We start from the raw sequence: 15,514 nt of genomic DNA, 5'->3' as shown, positions 1-15,514 counted from the left end.
CGCCGATTCTCGTCCGGTAGTTCTTTTCCGGGCAATCAGCGGGGGGCGACTTCCTGACCTGTGGGGCGGGAGGGGCGCTAGCGCTTCCAGTGCGGCATGTGGAGGAAGAGGACGCGCCGGCCGGTGGTGACGATCCAGTACTCGAAGACGTTGAGGCCGACCAGGACGGCGGCCACGAGCACCCCGGTGACCAGCATCGGGAGGTACAGGGCGAGGGGGGTGAGGAGCAGGCAGAGGGCGGCCGCGGAGAAGCGGCTGACGCCGGCCGCGCCGAACATCCGCCACCGCGAGTAGCAGAATCCGAAGAGGTACAGGGCGGCGCTCGGCGCGAGCAGCAGCTCGGGGAGGGAATGCGGCACCGCCATCGGATACAGGCAGATCTTCTTGAGTCCCACCGCGATGAAGATGATGGCGGTGAGGTAGATGAAATGGCCGTAGTTGAAGACGTCCCGGACGATGCGGGCCTGCACCGGGTCGGTCTCCAGGCTGTGCCGGACGGCCGCCGCCCCGAAATGGAAATAGGTCCACCACAGGCCGACGATGACGGTGAAGCTGACGGCGAGCGCGGCGGACCTGGCGGGTCCCAGGGAGCTGTTGGAGGCGTTGGTGCCGACGGCGAGGACGGTCTCGCCGAGCGCCATGATGATGACGAGGCCGAAGCGTTCCGGGAGGTGCGAGGTCTCGAAGGTGAAGCGGTCGAGCCGGTGGCCGAAGAGGACGGGGACGACCACCTCCATGACGGCGGCGGCGCCCCAGAGCGCGGTGCGGGCGGCCCCCGAGGTGAGGCCGCCGGCGAGGAAGAGGGGGCCGGCGAGCAGCAGGGTGAGCCCGAAGGGTTCGACCCTGAGGTCGCCGAAGAGCGGCAGCTTGCGCATGCCCGCCCACAGCAGGGCCCGCATGACGACGTAGCAGAGCGCGAAGAGCAGTCCGTGCTGCTGGTAGGCGTACGGGATGGCCACGGTCATGCCGAGGCCGCAGGCGGCGAGGGCGAAGAGCATCAGCCGGATCGCCGGGCGGTCGAGCGCCACGCCCGCGGAGTTGCCGAGCAGGGTGGCGCTCATCCAGCCCCACCAGAGCGGGACGAGGAGGACGAGGGTCTGCGCCAGGCCGAGGGGGCCGTGGGCGGCGGCGAGGAGGCCGGAGATCTGGACGAGGGCGAAGACCCACACCAGGTCGAAGAACAACTCGGCCCAGGTGACCCGCTGTTCGCCGTGCTTCCCGGACGGTTCGGCGGCGCCGCCGGTGGCGATGTCGACCTCGGAGTCCGGGTCGGCCGCGGCGGCCCCGCCGTCGGGCGCGGGGCCGCTCCTTGCTGCCGTGCGGTCCACCGTCAGTCGGCCTTCAGCTCGGGCGGGTAGAGGAAGTAGTTGACCGCGGAGGCGGCCTGCGCGCCCTCGTGGACGGCGGCGGTGACCTGGTGCGAGTGGAGGGCGGTGAGGTCGCCGGCCGCGTAGACGCCGGGCACGGCGGTCTTCTGCTCGGTGTCGACGACGACGTATCCGCTGTCGGCGAGGGGCAGCCCGAGCTGGCGGGCCAGCGTGGTCTCCGGGGTGGCGCCCTGGATGCTGAAGAGGGCGTCGAGTTCCAGCCTGCGCCCGCCGCGGGTGACGACGGCGGAGAGCATCCCGTCCGCCCCCTCGACCTCGCCGATCCGGTCGTGGTGGACGGGGATGCCGGCGCCGTCGAGGCGCCGGCGAAACTTCGGGCTGATGTCGTCGGCGCGGCTGTTGGTGAGCAGCTCCACCCGGTCGGTGAGGCTGTGCAGCTGCATGGCCTCGCCGGCGGCGGCGTCGGTGTGGCCGACGACGAGGATCCGCTTGCCCCGGTTCTCGTACCCGTCGCAGGTGATGCACCAGAACATCGAGCGGCCGACGTACGACTCCCAGCCCGCGAAGTGCGGGAAGTGGTCGAGGACGCCGGTGGCGAGGACGAGGGTGCGGGCGCGCCAGGAGTGGCCCTGCGAGCGGACGGTGAAGCCCTGCTCGGCGTCGCCCTCGGCGTGGGTGATGAGGTGGTGGACGATCCGCGCCCGGGGGTAGCGGGCGAGCTGCTCGGTGCCCAGCTTGCGCAGGTCGACGGTGGGGATGCCGTCGGGGAAGCCGAGGTAGTTGTGGTTGGTCTGGTGGTGGGTGGAGCGGCCGTGGCCGGTGTCGAAGACCAGGACCTCGCGGTTGTAGCGGGCCAGGTAGAGGGCGGCGGAGAGGCCCGCGGGGCCGCCTCCCACGACGATCGTGTCCACCGGCTCGCCGGCGCCCTGTCCTGTACCGGTACCCGTGGCTGGGGACGTGGACGTCACCGGGGCCCCTCCCTCGACTCTGTCGACAACGCGGTCATGGCCGCCGACGGTAGGGAGGGCGGCGGCCGCCGGGCCACTTCCTCGCGGAGACTTCCTGGGGTCGGGCCGTTCGCCGCCCGTACCTCAGGCAGTCCGCGCGGGTTTCTTGCCCGCCGTCCGGCCGCGGTGTTCCCGTCGGGAGTTCCCCTCCGCACTCCCGACTGGAGATCCCATGCGCGCAAGTCTCGTCCACGGCCATCAGGACGTCCGGGTCGAGGAGGTGCCGGACGCCCGGCTCCGGTACTCGACCGACGCGGTGGTCCGGGTCACCCACGCCTGCATCTGCGGCAGCGATCTGCTCGGCTACCGGAACACGGCGCCCCGGCCGCACGGGCAGCGCACCGGCCACGAGTTCATCGGCGTGGTCGAGCGGGTGGGTTCGGACGTCGCCCAGGTCCGTCCCGGTGACCGGGTGATCGCCCCCTTCACCTGGTCCGACGGGGTCTGCGCGCACTGTGTGGCCGGGCTCCACACGTCCTGCGTCCGCGGTGGCTTCTTCGGGCAGCCGGGCTCGGACGGGGCGCACGGCGAGGCGGTGCGGGTGCCGTTCGCGGACGGCACGCTGGTCGTGGTGCCGAAGGGGGCGGACGCCCCGGCGGGGGCGCTGCTCACGCTGTCGGACGTGATGGGCACGGGGCACCACGCGGCGCTGTGCGCGGCGGTGCGGCCCGGCGGGACGGTGGCGGTGGTGGGCGACGGCGCGGTGGGGCTGTGCGCGGTGCTGGCGGCGCGGCGGCTCGGCGCGGGCCGGGTGATCATGCTGAGCCGGCATCCGGACCGGCAGGCGCTGGCGACCCGGTTCGGCGCGACGGACCTGGTGCCCGAGCGGGGCCCGGCGGCGATCGAGGCGGTCCGGGAGCTGACCCGGGGGCTCGGCGCGGACTCGGTGATCGGGGCGGTGGGCAGCGGCGAGGCGATGCACACGGCGCTGGGGGTGGCCAGGGACGGGGGCGCGGTCGGCTTCGTGGGGGTGCCGAAGGACGGCAACGAGGGGGTGGACTTCCGGCAGATGTTCCGGCGGAACGTGGCGCTGCGCGGGGGTGTGGCGCCGGTGCGAGCCTATCTGCCGGAGCTGCTCGCGGACGTGCTCGCGGGGCGGCTCGACCCGTCTCCCGTGTTCGATCTGACGGTGGGTCTCGACCAGGTGGCGGAGGGGTTCCGGGCGATGGACGAGCGGCGTGCGGTGAAGACGATGATCACCTTCTGAGCGGGGGCGGCGGCCGCCGTTGCCGCTCTCCTACGGACGGGCTCCGCCCCCTCGGGGGTGGAGCCCGTCGCGCGTACCGGCGTGCCGTCGTCTTCGCCGCGCCGGGCGGCGGGTTCGGGGGCTGTCCGGCCATGGGCGTCGGATCAGGCCCTGGGGTGGGTCAGCGGAAGTCGGGGCCCCGGGTGCGGGTGCGCTTGAGTTCGCTGAATCCGGGGGTGGAGGCGACGAGGACGACGCCGTCCCAGAGGCGGCCGGCCGCCTCGCCGTGCGGGGTCGGGCTGACGACCGGGCCGAAGAAGGCGGTGCGGTCGGGGACGGACGGGCCGTCGAGGGCGATGACGGGGGTGCCGACGTCCTCGCCGACGAGGGCGACGGCGGCCTTGTGGGAGTCGTACAGGGCGCTGTCGTAGGTCTGCGCGGTGAGGTGCTCGGCGAGGCCGGCGGGGAGGCCGGTCTCGCGCAGGGCGTCCTCGACGACGCTCCGGGTGTGCGGGAGGCCGCGGTTGTGGAAGCGGGTGCCGAGGGCGGTGTAGAGGGGGCCGACGACCTCGTCGCCGTGCTCGTGGGCGGCGGCGACGCAGACGCGGGCGGGGCCGCGGGCTTCGAGGAGCATCTGGCGGTAGGCGCGGGGCAGGCGGGGGTTGTCCTGGAGGATGGCGAGGCTCATGACGTGCCAGCGGGTGGTGACGGGGCGGACGCCCTCGACCTCGTGCATCCAGCGCGAGGTCATCCAGGACCAGGGGCAGACGGGGTCGAACCAGAAGTCCGCGTGGTGCGCTGCGGTGGTGTTCATGGGTTCCTTCGGTGGGCGGGGCGAACCGGCGGGCGGGGCGAACCCGTCGGCGGGGGCTTCGGGGCTCGGGCGGGGCGAACCGCCGAAGCGGTCACCGCGGGATCCGAAGGGGTGGGATCGCCGCGGTGACCGGTTTCGGGGCCCGTACGGGTCGGTCAGGACTCGGACGAGGTGGGGGTGCGGCCCGGGAGGAGCGCCAGGGCGGCGAGGGTGGCGAGGACCGCGAAGCAGGCGGAGCCGATGAGCGCGGTCTGGTAGCCCTCGGTGAGCGCGACCGGGAGGGAGCTGCCCTCGGCGAGGGCGGTGCTGGTGGCCGAGCCGGCGACGGTGACCAGGATGGCGAGGCCGAGGGCGGCGCCGACCTGGTTGGCGGTGTTGAACAGGCCGGAGGCGAGTCCGGCCTCCTCCTCGCTGGCCTCGGCGGTCGCGGCGACGGTGGCGCAGACCCAGACGGTGCCGCCGCCGAGTCCGGTGAGGACCTCGGGGCCGAACTGCTCGACGAAGAAGGAGCCCTGGCCGATCTGGGCGGCCCACAGGGCGCCCGCGGCGACGAGCAGGGTGCCGAGGGCGGCGGTCCAGCGCAGGCCCAGCCTGGGCAGGACGTGGCCGACGTTGGTGGCGGCGATGACGACGCAGAGGGCCAGCGGGACGAGCGCGAGGCCGGACTCCAGCGGCGAGAAGCCGCGGACCATCTGGGTGTAGAGGGTGAGGAAGAAGATGGCGGGGATGACGGCCATCGGGGTCAGGCCGCCGACCAGGTTGGCGCCGCGGAGGGTCTTCTTGCGGAAGATGCCGAGGGGGACGAGCGGCTGGCTGCTCTTGGCCTCGACGACCAGGAAGAGGCCGAGGAGGCCGAGGGCGAGGGCGCCGAGGCCCAGGGTGCGGCCGGAGGTCCAGCCGTACTTCTCCGCCTCGACGAGGACGAAGACGAGGAGGGCGAGGCCGCCGGTGCTGAGGACGGCGCCGACCAGGTCGAAGCCGCCGGAGACGCCGGCGTTGTCGCGGTCGGCGGGGAGCAGCTTGCCGGCGAGGACGACCGCGAGGAGGGCGATCGGCACGTTGACGTAGAAGACGGAGGCCCAGCCGAACCAGTCGGTGAGCAGGCCGCCGAGGACCATGCCGGCCGCGCCGCCGGCGCCGGAGACGGCGCCGTAGACGCCCATGACCTTGTTGCGCTGCTTCTGCTCCTCGGGCGTCCCGTTGGGGAAGATCGTCATGAGGAGGGAGAGCGCGGCCGGGGCGGCGAAGGCGGAGGCGAGGCCCTGGAGGGCGCGGGCCGCGATCATGACGGCGGGCGAGCCGGCGAGGGCGCCGAGGAGCGAGGCGGCGGCGAAGAGCACCAGGCTGGCGGCGAAGAGCTTGCGCCGGCCGACGAGGTCGGCGAGGCGGCCGCCGAGCATGAGGAAGCCGCCGAAGAGCAGCAGGTAGGCGTTGGTGACCCAGGACAGGTCGCCCTGGGTGAAGCCGAGTTCGGCGCCGAGCGAGGGCATCGCCACGGCCACGATGGTGGAGTCCAGGACGAGCATGAACTGGACGGCGACGAGCAGGGCCAGTGCCGCGCCAGGGCGCTGAACCACTGGGCTGAGATCCTTGGTCTCAGTGACCGCTGGTGCGGACATGTGAGAAACCCCCAATGAGGAAGAGGACGGAAAGGAGCGGGAGGCCGGGGCGGAATGTGCGGACCGCCCGGTCACGACGGGATGCGAACGTAGTGCGGGATTCCCGGGGGCCGCGAAGAATCCGCCGCGACAATATGAAGTCCGGTCACGGCAGGTAATGCTCTGCCCAGACCGCGATGAGATCGGCCGCGTAATGGGCGTCGCGGACGTCGCTCAGATAGTGGTCGGCGGTGTCGAGGGAGACGTACGACTTGGGGTGCCGGGCCGCCCGGAAGATCCGCGCCGCGTGCTCGACGCCGACCAGGGTGTCCCCCGGCGCGTGGAGGACGAGCAGGGCGGCGCCGAGCTCGCCGGCGCCGCGCCGCTCCGGCCGGTCCGCGAGCGAGTCGAGGAAGTCGCGGCCGAAGACGAAGCGCCGGCCGGCCAGTTCCACGGTGCCCTCGCCGGCCCGTTCGATCTCCTCGGCCGCGGTCCCGAACAGCTCTCTGACGTGCGCGGGAGTGCTCGGCGCGGCGATCGTCGCGACCGCGAGGACCTCGGGCAGGAGCCCGGCCGCGGCCAGTGTCGTCGCGCCGCCGAAGGAGTGCCCGACGAGCAGGGCGGGCGCCTGGTACCGCTCGCGCAGGTGCGCCGCCGCGGCGACCACGTCCGCCACGGAGTCGTCGAAGACCCCGTACGGCCGGTCGCCCTCGGACCCGCCGAGTCCGGTGAAATCGAGCCGGAGCACGCCGAATCCGCGGTCGGCGAGGCGGCGGGAGACGCGGGCGGCCGTGAGGAAATCCTTGGAACAGGTGAAACAGTGCGCGAAGACGGCGAACGCCCGGGGCGTGCCCGCCGGAAGATCGATCTTCGCGGCGAGCAGCCGTTCGCTCGCGCCCGGAAATCGGACGGAACGTGTCCGGGCCTCCATCAGGATTCCCCGGCCAGCTCCAGTTCCGCGTGGACGGCGCCGAGGCAGCGGTTCATGACCACGCCCATGCCGGCGGCGCGGGCGACCCGGGCGGCCTCGTCGGAGACGATGCCGAGCTGGAGCCAGAGGGTGCCGGCGCCGATGGCGGCGGCCTGCCGCGCGATCTCCGGCGTCTCGGGCGCCGGCCGGAAGACGTCGACGACGTCGACCCGCTCCTGGACGTCGAGGAGGGAGGGGACGGCGGGCACGCCGAGGATGCTGCCGCCGTGCGGGTTCACGGGGATGATCCGGAAGCCCTTGGACTGGAGGTAGGCCGGGATCTCGTGGGCCGCCTTGCCCGGGGCGTCGGAGGCGCCGACGACCGCGATGGTGCGGGCCCCGGTGAGGATGCGGACGTAGTCGTCCCAGTGTCGCTCGCTCATGCGTAGAGTTCGCCTTTCTCGTGCGGGTGTTCGGGGTCGGGCTCCTCGGCGGGCCGGCGCCGGGCGGGCGGCGGGGCCTCGGGGCCGCCGGTCAGCCGCCGGGCCAGCGGCTCGGTGAAGCGGGCCGTCAGCGGGCCGAGGATGACGAGGAGCAGGACGTAGGCGGTGGCCATCGGGCCGAGGGCGGGCTCGACCCCGGAGGAGACCGCGAGGCCGGCGATGACGATGGAGAACTCGCCCCTGGCCACCAGGGCGCCGCCCGCCCGCCAGCGTCCGCGCACGCCGATGCCGGCGCGCCGGGCCGCCCAGTAGCCGGTGGCGATCTTGGTGAAGGTGGTGACGACCACCAGGCCGAGGGCGGGCAGCAGGACCGGCGGGATGGTGCTGGGGTCCGTGCTGAGCCCGAAGAAGACGAAGAAGACGGCGGCGAAGAGGTCGCGCAGCGGCATCAGCAGGTGGTGGGTGTTCTCGGCGACCTCGCCGGAGAGCGCGATGCCGACGAGGAAGGCGCCGACCGCCGCGGAGACCTGGAGCTGCTGGGCGAAGCCGGCGACGAGCAGGGTCAGGCCGAGGACCACCAGGAGCAGCTTCTCGGGGTCGTCGCTGGAGATGAAGCGGGAGATGACCCGCCCGTAGCGGACGGCGACGAGGAGGACCGTGCCGACGGCGGCCAGCGCGATGGCGAGGGTGAGCCCGCCCGCGGCCCAGCCGGCGCCCGCCAGGATCGCGGTGAGGATCGGCAGGTAGACGGCCATCGCCAGGTCCTCCAGGACGAGGACGCTGAGGATGGCGGGGGTCTCCCGGTTGCCGAGCCGGCCGAGGTCGCCGAGGACCTTGGCGATGACGCCGGAGGAGGAGACCCAGGTGACGCCGGCGAGGACGACGGCGGCCACCGGCCCCCAGCCGAGCAGCAGGGCGGCGAGGGCGCCGGGGATGGCGTTGAGCAGGAAGTCGACGACGCCGGCCGGGGCGTGGGTGCGCAGATGGCCGACGAGGTCGCCCGCCGTGTACTCCAGGCCGAGCATGAGCAGCAGCAGGACGACGCCGATCTCGGCGCCGACCTCGATGAACTCCTCGCTGCCGCCGAGCGGCACGACGCCGCCGGCGCCGAAGGCCAGGCCGGCGAGGAGGTAGAGCGGGATGGGCGAGAACTTCATGCGGACGGCGAAGCGCCCGAGGAGTCCGAGGGCGAGGACCACGGCCCCGAACTCGATGAGGAAGACGGCGGAGTGCACGGGTCACCCCCGGTCGAGGATGTCGTGGGCGCCGTCGACGCCCTCCCGGGTGCCGATCACGATGATCGTGTCGCCGCCGCGCAGCCGGAAGTCGGGTCCGGGCGAGGGGACGGCGTGGGAGCGGCGCATAACGGCGACGATCGAGGCGCCGGTCCGGGTCCGCATCTGCGTCTCGCCGAGCGTGCGGCCGTTCCAGTAGGAGGTGCCGACGATGGTGACCCGTTCGGCGATCAGCCCGAAGTCGCTGGTGTGCAGCAGGTTGGGGCTGTTGTGGTCGGGGACGAGGGCGTCGGTGAGCGCCAGCGCCTCGCCGGGGGTGAGCCTCATCGAGAGCCCGGCGGAGTCGGGGTCGTCGTCGTGGTGGACGTTGAGCGTGCGGGTGCCGTCGCGGTGGGCGATGACCGACAGGGTGTCGTGGCGGCGGGTGGTGAGCTCGTACTGCACGCCGACGCCGGGCAGCGGGGTGGTCCTCAAGCGCGGAGCGGGCACGGTGCCCCCCTCTCTCCTCGGTTCGGTGGGTGGTTCAGGCGCGGCGGAGCCAGATCGCCCCGAGCGGCGGCAGGACGAACTCGGCGCTGTACGGGTGCCCCTGCCAGGGCACGTCCTGGGCCTCGACCGGGCCGGGGTTGCCGAGCCCGGCGCCGCCGTAGGCGGTGGCGTCGGTGGAGAGCACCTGGGTCCAGCGGCCGGGTCCCGGCAGGCCGACACGGTAGGCGGGGCGGGGGTCGGGCCGGAAGTTGTGGACGCAGACCAGGGGGCCGTCCTCGCCCTCGGGGTCGTACCGGGCGAAGGAGAGGACGTTGTCCTCGGCGGCGTCGGCGTCGATCCAGCGGAAGCCCGCGGGGTCGCCGTCCCCGCGCCACAGGGCGGGGGTGGCGAGCGAGAGCCGGTTGAGGTCGCGGACCAGGTCGCGGACGCCGGTGTGGGCGCGGTCGCCGAGCAGCCGCCAGTCCGGTCCGCGCTCGTGGGACCACTCGGTGTCCTGGGCGAACTCCTGCCCCATGAAGAGGAGTTGCTTGCCGGGGAAGGCCCACATGAGGGCGAGGTAGCCGCGCAGGTCGGCGAACCGGCGCCAGCGGTCGCCGGGCATCTTGGCGAGCAGCGAGCCCTTGCCGTGGACCACCTCGTCGTGGCTGATGGCGAGGGTGTGGTGCTCGGCGTGGGCGTAGACGGAGGGGAAGGTCAGCGCCCGGTGGTGATGGCGGCGGTGGACCGGGTCCTGGGTGATGTACGACAGCGAGTCGTGCATCCAGCCCATGTTCCACTTCAGGGTGAAGCCGAGGCCGCCGGTGTCGGTGGAGCGGGTCACGCCCTCCCAGGCGGTGGACTCCTCGGCGACCGTGACGACGCCGGGGCAGCGGCGCCGCACGGTGGCGTTGGTCTCCTGGAGGAACTCGACGGCCTCCAGGTGCTCGTGGCCGCCGTGGGCGTTGGGCAGCCACTCCCCCGGGCCGCGCGAGTAGTCGAGGTAGAGCAGGGAGGACACGGCGTCCACCCGGAGCCCGTCGACGTGGAACTCCTCGCACCAGTAGACGGCGTTCGCGACGAGGAAGTTGCGGACCTCGGGGCGGCCGTAGTCGAAGACGAGGGTGCCCCAGTCGGGGTGCTCGCCGCGGCGCGGATCGGGGTGCTCGTAGAGCGGGGTGCCGTCGAAGCGGGCGAGCGCCCACGCGTCGCGCGGGAAGTGGGCGGGCACCCAGTCGAGGAGCACGCCGATGCCGGCCGCGTGCAGGGCGTCGATCAGGTGCCGGAAGTCGTCGGGGGTGCCGAGCGCGGCCATCGGGGCGTAGTACGAGGTGACCTGGTAGCCCCAGGAGCCGCCGAAGGGGTGCTCGGCGACCGGCATGAACTCGACGTGGGTGAAGCCCAGCGCCTTGACGTAGGCGGGGAGTTCGGCGGCGAGCTCCCGGTAGCCGAGTCCGGGCCGCCACGAGCCGAGGTGGACCTCGTAGACGCTCATCGGCTCCCGCTCGGCGCTCCGCCCGGCCCGGCCGGCCATCCAGGCGGCGTCCGTCCACCGGTGGGTGGAGGCGTGCACGACGGAGGCGGTGCCGGGGGCGGACTCGGCGGAGGCGGCGAGCGGGTCGGCCTGCTGCGCCCAGGTGCCGTCCTGCCGGAGGATCTCGTACTTGTAGCGGCAGCCGGTGCCGACGCCCGGCACGAACAGCTCCCAGACGCCGGTGGCGCCGAGCGAGCGCATCGGGTGCCCGGCGCCGTTCCAGTGGTTGAGGTCGCCGACCAGCCGGACGGCCCGGGCGTTCGGCGCCCACACCGCGAAGGCGGTGCCGGTGACGGGCGGGCCCGCGGCCGGGCGGTGCTCCCGCACGGTGGCGCCGAGCACCGTCCACAGCCGCTCGTGCCGGCCCTCGGCGATCAGGTGCAGGTCGAGCTCGCCGGGGACGGGCGGGAAGCGGTACGGGTCGTCCGCCAGGTGCTCCTCCGTCCCGTACCGGACGAGCAGCCGGTAGTCGGGTACGGCGTCGAGGCCGGCGAGGAGTCCGGTGAACAGGCCCCCGCCGGCCGGCCGCAGCTCGGCGAGCGGGGCGCCGGCCGGGGTGACGGCCGTGACGGCGTCGGCGAGCGGCAGCAGCGCCCGCAGGGTGACCCCGGCGGGTCCCGGGTGCGCCCCGAGCAGGGCGTGCGGGTCGCCGGTCTCGCCGGCCCGGAGCCGCCGCAGGACGGCGGGGTCCGGTGCGAGGGGGCCGGGCTCGGCGGCGCCGCGCCCGGTGGGGGCGGGCCCGGCGCCGGGTTCGGCGGGGCGGGCGGCCGGGCGGAGGGCGGGCGGTGCCGTGGTCACGAGAGCTTCCTGTCGGTGATGACGTGGGCCACCCGGTCGCGCGGGTCCAGGCGCACGTAGTTGTCCCGCCCCCACGGGTAGGTCTCGCCGGAGAGGACGTCGTGGGCGGCGAAGGTCTCCGCGCGGTCGAGGCCGAGGGCCGGCAGGTCGAGGTGGACGGTGGCCTCCCGGGCGCTGTGCGGGTCGAGGTTGAGCACGACCAGCACCCAGTCGTCGCCGGCCCGCTTGGAGAAGCAGACGACGGCGTCGTTGTCGGTGCGGTGGAAGTGGAGGTTGCGCAGCTCGTGCAGGGCCGGGTGGGCGCGGCGGAGCCGGTTGAGGGTCCGGACGAGGGGGGCGAGGGTGTCGCCCGACGCCTCGGCGGCCTTCCAGTCGCGGGGGCGGAGCTGGTACTTCTCCGAGTCCAGGTACTCCTCGCTGCCGGGGCCCGCGGGCACGTTCTCGTACAGCTCGAAGCCGGCGTAGACGCCCCAGGTGGGGGCGGCGGTGGCGGCGAGGACGGCGCGGATGGCGAAGGCGGGCCGGCCGCCGTACTGGAGGTAGGCGTTGAGGATGTCGGGGGTGTTCACGAAGAGGTTGGGCCGCAGGTAGGCGGCGCTCTCCTCGCCGTCGAGCCCGGCGAGTTCGGAGAGGTAGGACTCGACCTCGTCCTTGGAGTTGCGCCAGGTGAAGTAGGTGTACGACTGGTGGAAGCCGACCCGGGCGAGGGCGTGCATCATCGCGGGGCGGGTGAACGCCTCGGCGAGGAAGAGGACGTCGGGGTCGGTGGCGTGGATCTCCTCCAGGAGCCGCTCCCAGAAGCCGACGGGCTTGGTGTGCGGGTTGTCGACGCGGAAGATGCGCACGCCGTGGTCCATCCAGTGGCGCAGGACACGCAGGCACTCCTCGAAGAGCCCGTCGGGGTCGGTGTCGAAGTCGACCGGGTGGATGTCCTGGTACTTCTTGGGCGGGTTCTCGGCGTAGGCGATGGAGCCGTCGGCGCGGTGCCGGAACCACTCGGGGTGCTCGGTGACCCACGGGTGGTCGGGCGAGCACTGGAGGGCGAAGTCCAGGGCGATCTCCAGGCCGAGCTCGCGGGCGCGGCCGACGAAGAAGTCGAAGTCGTCGAGGGTGCCGAGGTCGGGGTGGACGGCGTCGTGGCCGCCGTCGGCGGAGCCGATCGCCCACGGGGAGCCGGGGTCGTGGGGCCCCGCGGTGAGGGTGTTGCCCGCGCCCTTGCGGTGGGTGCGGCCGATGGGGTGGATCGGCGGCAGGTAGACGACGTCGAAGCCCATGTCGGCGACGGCGTCGAGCCGTTCGGCGGCGGTGCGGAAGGTGCCGGAGCGGGGCGGGTCGAGGACGCCCTCGGCGTCGGCGACGGCGGGGACGGCGCCCTCGGAGCGGGGGAAGAACTCGTACCAGGCGCCGTAGAGGGCGCGTTCGCGGTCGACCCGGAGGGGGAGTTCCGGGGAGCGGGTGACGAGGTCGCGCAGCGGTCGGGCGGCGAGGACCGCGGCGACGGCGGGGGCGAGGGCGGCGGTGAGGCGGTCGGCGGGCGGGCGGTCCCGGTCGGCGAGCCGGTCACGGGCGGCGGCGAGGACGGCGCGGGCGTCCTCCTCGTCGGCGCCGGGCCGCTCCTGGGCGGCCCGGTCGAGGAGCAGCACCCCTTCGGCGAGCACCAGTTCGATGTCGAGGCCGGCCGGGACCTTGATCTCGGCGGTGTGGCGCCAGGTGGCCCACGGGTCGGCCCATGCCTCGACCCGGTAGCTCCAGTCGCCCTCGCGGTTCGCGGAGACCCGGGCGGTGTAGCGGTCGGTTCCGGGGGCGACGAGGCGCATCGGGCTCCACGGTCCGGTGCGGCCGTCGGGGTCGGTCAGGACCACGTTGGCGGCGACGGCGTCGTGGCCCTCGCGGAAGACGGTCGCCGACACGTCGAAGACCTCCCCGGGGACGGCGCGGGCGGGGCGGCGGCCCTCGTCGACCCGGGGACGGACGTCGGCGATCGGGATCCGGCCGACCGTCGGCGGGAACCGCCGGGCGTCGGGCTTGCCTTTCATGTGCGTGCCTCCTCGCACCGAGGTGCGGTCGCTGGGAAGGGTGGGGCGGTCGCCGGTCAGCGGCGGAAGCCGGTCGTGCCGTTGCGGACGTCGGCGATGATCCGGCGGTAGCCCGTGACCAGGGCGTGGTGCGGGTAGGCGGTGCTGAAGGGGCGTTCGCCGGCGAGGGTGGCCATCTCGGGGGCGTACGGGAGGACCGCGGTGATCCCGGTGCCGTACGCGCCCTCGACGACGGCGTCGAGCCGCTCCCGGTCCATGCCGGCCGGGACCATGTTCACGGCGACGCTGAGGCGTCCGCAGCCGAGCCGGCCGGTGAGGGACATGGTCTCGCGGGCGCCCGCGAGGTCGAGCCGGTCGGCCCGGGTGACGACGACGAGGGCGTCGGAGCTGGCCATCGCGGTGACCGTCTCGTTGTTGAAGCCGGCGTGCGTGTCGAGGATGAGGACGTCGAGGGCGAGGGAGTCGATGAGCCGGTCGAAGCCCTCGCGGAGCAGCCCGACGTCGTACCCCCGGCCCATGATCTCGCCGGCGCCGGCCGCCCGGCTGCGGGCGGGGACGAGGAAGAGGCCGTCGTGTCCGGCCTCGACCTCGGCGGGGTACGCGGCGTCCTCGATCTCGCAGCCGCCGATCAGGTAGTCGCTGAGCGAGCGGCGCACGGCACCGACCACGTCGCCGAACATCACGTCCAGGGCGGGCGTCTGGATGTCCGTGTCCACCAGCGCGACCCGGCGGCCCGCCGAGGCGAGGAGCAGCGCGAGGTTGGCCGCGGTGCTGGACTTCCCCGTGCCGCCTCGGTACGAGTGCACGGTGATGATCTGCGACATGGTCTCCAGGTCTCCTCAGGGGGCGGGGTCCGGCTCGGGCGCGCGCCAGTGGACGGTCATCATCGTGATGTCGTCGGACTGTTCGGCGGCTCCGACGAACGCGTCGAGGACGCCGTCCATGTGGTCGAGGAGTTCCTCGCCGCGGCCGGCCGCGGCGGTGAGCTGTTCGACCATGGCGTCCTCGCCGAAGAAGCCGCCGGACCCGGCGCGGGCCTCGGTGACGCCGTCGGTGTAGATGAAGAGCGTGTCCCCGGGGCTGATCTGGGCGTAGCCGAGGGAGAAGGTGACGTCGGGCATGACGCCGACGGCGGGTCCCGTGGGCTCCAGGAAGACGGGGTCGGATCCGTCGCCGCTGACCAGGACGGGCGGGTTGTGGCCGCCGTTGATGTAGACGAGGTTGCCGGTGACCGGGTCGAGCACGCCGAAGAACATGGTGGCGAAGTAGCCCTGCCGGATGTGGTTGCGGGTGAGGTAGTTGTTGGTGCCGACGACGGCGTTGAGCAGCGGGGTGGCGCCGACGACGGGGATGGCCCGGCTGTGTTCCTCCCAGTCGCCGCTCTCGCCGAGGAGGTCGGCGGCGATGAGGTTCTGCAGGCCGCTCTGTTCGGCGGTGTGCCGGAGCAGGCTGCGGATGAGGGCCATGAAGAGGGCGGCGCCGACGCCCTTGTCGCAGACGTCGGCGACGACGAGGGCCAGGCGGCGGCGGTTGACCAGTTCGAAGACGTCGTAGAAGTCTCCGGCGACGGTGCGGGCCGGGCGGAAGCGGACGTCGATCTCCCAGCCGTCGAACTGCGGGAGGGTGTCGGGCAGGAAGCCGCCCTGGATCTCCCGGCCGATCTCCAGTTCGCGCTCGTAGCTGAGGAGTTCGGCGTGGGCGGCGACGTCCTCCAGGGTGCGGCTGAAGGCGGCCCGTTCGTGGCAGTTGCGCAGCCGGGCGCGCACGAGTTCCGGGTAGAAGGGCGGGACGAGGTAGTCGGATCCGGCCCTGATGTGGCCGCCGAGCAGGTGGAGTTCGTGTTCGGCGAAGGCCACGACGGTGGGGCTCTGGCCCTCTTCGACGAGCCGGCGGGTGACGGCCTTGACCGTGCTGGGCGAGAGCCGGGCGGAGGCGAGGACGACCTCGGTCTCGCCGGACGCGCCGGCCGCGGCGGCGAGGAGTTCGGCCGGGGTGCGGACGCGGACGTCGGCGTCCAGGCCCTCCAGCGCCTTCCTCAGCTCGGGCGGCACCCGGTGGTGCTCGTCGAGGAGGAGCACCTTGGTGCGGGCCTGCCGGTTCTCCGGCCGGGAGTCGGCCGGGGTCTCCGTCTGCGTCTGCGTCTGTGACATGTCTTCGTCT

Annotated in this window: 13 protein-coding genes; 1 reads left to right on the top strand and 12 read right to left on the bottom strand. The window is 73.7% G+C overall.

Annotated elements, in window-relative coordinates; all coding sequences use genetic code 11:
• Nucleotides 1-77: 77 nt before the first annotated feature.
• Together ACIGHB_RS06245 and ACIGHB_RS06240 are read right to left on the bottom strand one after the other, a co-directional pair.
• Complete coding sequence (locus ACIGHB_RS06245; RefSeq protein ID WP_399909925.1) at nucleotides 78-1,328, bottom strand: low temperature requirement protein A; 1,251 nt, start codon at nucleotides 1,326-1,328, stop codon at nucleotides 78-80.
• A gap of 2 nt (nucleotides 1,329-1,330) precedes the next feature.
• Complete coding sequence (locus tag ACIGHB_RS06240) at nucleotides 1,331-2,296, bottom strand: NAD(P)/FAD-dependent oxidoreductase (protein WP_399909922.1); 966 nt, start codon at nucleotides 2,294-2,296, stop codon at nucleotides 1,331-1,333.
• A 211-nt stretch (nucleotides 2,297-2,507) separates the two neighbouring features.
• Here ACIGHB_RS06240 and ACIGHB_RS06235 point away from each other — a divergent pair, with 211 nt between their 5' ends.
• The gene (locus ACIGHB_RS06235; RefSeq protein WP_360312547.1) at nucleotides 2,508-3,542 is read left to right on the top strand and encodes a zinc-binding dehydrogenase; all 1,035 of its coding nucleotides are present in this window, start codon (nucleotides 2,508-2,510) and stop codon (nucleotides 3,540-3,542) included.
• 160 nt (nucleotides 3,543-3,702) lie between these two features.
• Here the strand turns inward: ACIGHB_RS06235 and ACIGHB_RS06230 are convergent, their stop codons facing one another.
• The 10 genes from ACIGHB_RS06230 to ACIGHB_RS06185 all read right to left on the bottom strand — a co-directional run bounded on the left by ACIGHB_RS06230 (nucleotide 3,703) and on the right by ACIGHB_RS06185 (nucleotide 15,504).
• Entirely contained in the window at nucleotides 3,703-4,335 is a 633-nt protein-coding gene (locus ACIGHB_RS06230; RefSeq protein ID WP_360312549.1) for a DsbA family protein, read from the bottom strand.
• Between the two features lie 155 nt (nucleotides 4,336-4,490).
• On the bottom strand, nucleotides 4,491-5,912 hold the full coding sequence (locus ACIGHB_RS06225; RefSeq protein ID WP_360312551.1) for an MFS transporter: 1,422 nt from the start codon (nucleotides 5,910-5,912) through the stop codon (nucleotides 4,491-4,493).
• A gap of 187 nt (nucleotides 5,913-6,099) precedes the next feature.
• The gene (locus ACIGHB_RS06220; RefSeq protein ID WP_360312553.1) at nucleotides 6,100-6,864 is read right to left on the bottom strand and encodes an alpha/beta fold hydrolase; all 765 of its coding nucleotides are present in this window, start codon (nucleotides 6,862-6,864) and stop codon (nucleotides 6,100-6,102) included.
• Nucleotides 6,864-7,286 carry a CoA-binding protein gene (locus ACIGHB_RS06215; protein ID WP_360312555.1) on the bottom strand — a complete coding sequence of 141 codons (423 nt, stop codon included), beginning with the start codon at nucleotides 7,284-7,286 and terminating at the stop codon, nucleotides 6,864-6,866. The genes ACIGHB_RS06220 and ACIGHB_RS06215 overlap by 1 nt, the downstream gene beginning before the upstream one ends.
• A complete protein-coding gene (locus tag ACIGHB_RS06210) occupies nucleotides 7,283-8,521 on the bottom strand; it encodes a cation:proton antiporter (RefSeq protein WP_360312557.1) in 1,239 nt (412 codons plus the stop codon). The genes ACIGHB_RS06215 and ACIGHB_RS06210 overlap by 4 nt, the downstream gene beginning before the upstream one ends.
• Before the next feature lie 3 nt (nucleotides 8,522-8,524).
• A complete protein-coding gene (locus ACIGHB_RS06205) occupies nucleotides 8,525-9,010 on the bottom strand; it encodes a cation:proton antiporter regulatory subunit (RefSeq protein ID WP_399909915.1) in 486 nt (161 codons plus the stop codon).
• Between the two features lie 34 nt (nucleotides 9,011-9,044).
• Nucleotides 9,045-11,318 (bottom strand): 1,4-alpha-glucan branching protein GlgB, encoded by a 2,274-nt coding sequence (glgB, locus tag ACIGHB_RS06200; RefSeq protein WP_399909912.1) that lies wholly within the window; start codon nucleotides 11,316-11,318, stop codon nucleotides 9,045-9,047.
• Nucleotides 11,315-13,354, bottom strand: a complete 2,040-nt coding sequence (locus ACIGHB_RS06195; RefSeq protein WP_360312563.1) for an alpha-1,4-glucan--maltose-1-phosphate maltosyltransferase — start codon at nucleotides 13,352-13,354, stop codon at nucleotides 11,315-11,317. Before ACIGHB_RS06195 ends, glgB begins: the two co-directional genes overlap by 4 nt.
• Nucleotides 13,355-13,410: 56 nt before the next feature.
• Nucleotides 13,411-14,178: a MinD/ParA family protein gene (locus ACIGHB_RS06190; RefSeq protein ID WP_360312565.1), complete on the bottom strand. Its 768-nt coding sequence runs from the start codon at nucleotides 14,176-14,178 to the stop codon at nucleotides 13,411-13,413.
• 15 nt (nucleotides 14,179-14,193) lie between these two features.
• The gene (locus ACIGHB_RS06185; protein ID WP_360312567.1) at nucleotides 14,194-15,504 is read right to left on the bottom strand and encodes a SpoIIE family protein phosphatase; all 1,311 of its coding nucleotides are present in this window, start codon (nucleotides 15,502-15,504) and stop codon (nucleotides 14,194-14,196) included.
• Between the last annotated feature and the right edge of the window lie 10 nt (nucleotides 15,505-15,514).

This window comes from Streptomyces sp. NPDC085460 (genome assembly GCF_044541975.1).
Taxonomy (GTDB): domain Bacteria; phylum Actinomycetota; class Actinomycetes; order Streptomycetales; family Streptomycetaceae; genus Streptomyces.
The sequence above is the reverse complement of the archived record's forward strand: the minus strand, read 5'-3'. Positions and strand labels throughout refer to the sequence as shown.

Bases quoted from the DNA above. Each gene is read 5' to 3' on its own strand.
- ACIGHB_RS06235 (WP_360312547.1), top strand. From the start codon at position 2,508: ATGCGCGCAAGTCTCGTCCACGGCCATCAGGACGTCCGGGTCGAGGAG.
- ACIGHB_RS06230 (WP_360312549.1), bottom strand. From the start codon at position 4,335: ATGAACACCACCGCAGCGCACCACGCGGACTTCTGGTTCGACCCCGTC.
- ACIGHB_RS06220 (WP_360312553.1), bottom strand. From the start codon at position 6,864: ATGGAGGCCCGGACACGTTCCGTCCGATTTCCGGGCGCGAGCGAACGG.
- ACIGHB_RS06215 (WP_360312555.1), bottom strand. From the start codon at position 7,286: ATGAGCGAGCGACACTGGGACGACTACGTCCGCATCCTCACCGGGGCC.
- ACIGHB_RS06195 (WP_360312563.1), bottom strand. From the start codon at position 13,354: ATGAAAGGCAAGCCCGACGCCCGGCGGTTCCCGCCGACGGTCGGCCGG.
- ACIGHB_RS06190 (WP_360312565.1), bottom strand. From the start codon at position 14,178: ATGTCGCAGATCATCACCGTGCACTCGTACCGAGGCGGCACGGGGAAG.
- ACIGHB_RS06185 (WP_360312567.1), bottom strand. From the start codon at position 15,504: ATGTCACAGACGCAGACGCAGACGGAGACCCCGGCCGACTCCCGGCCG.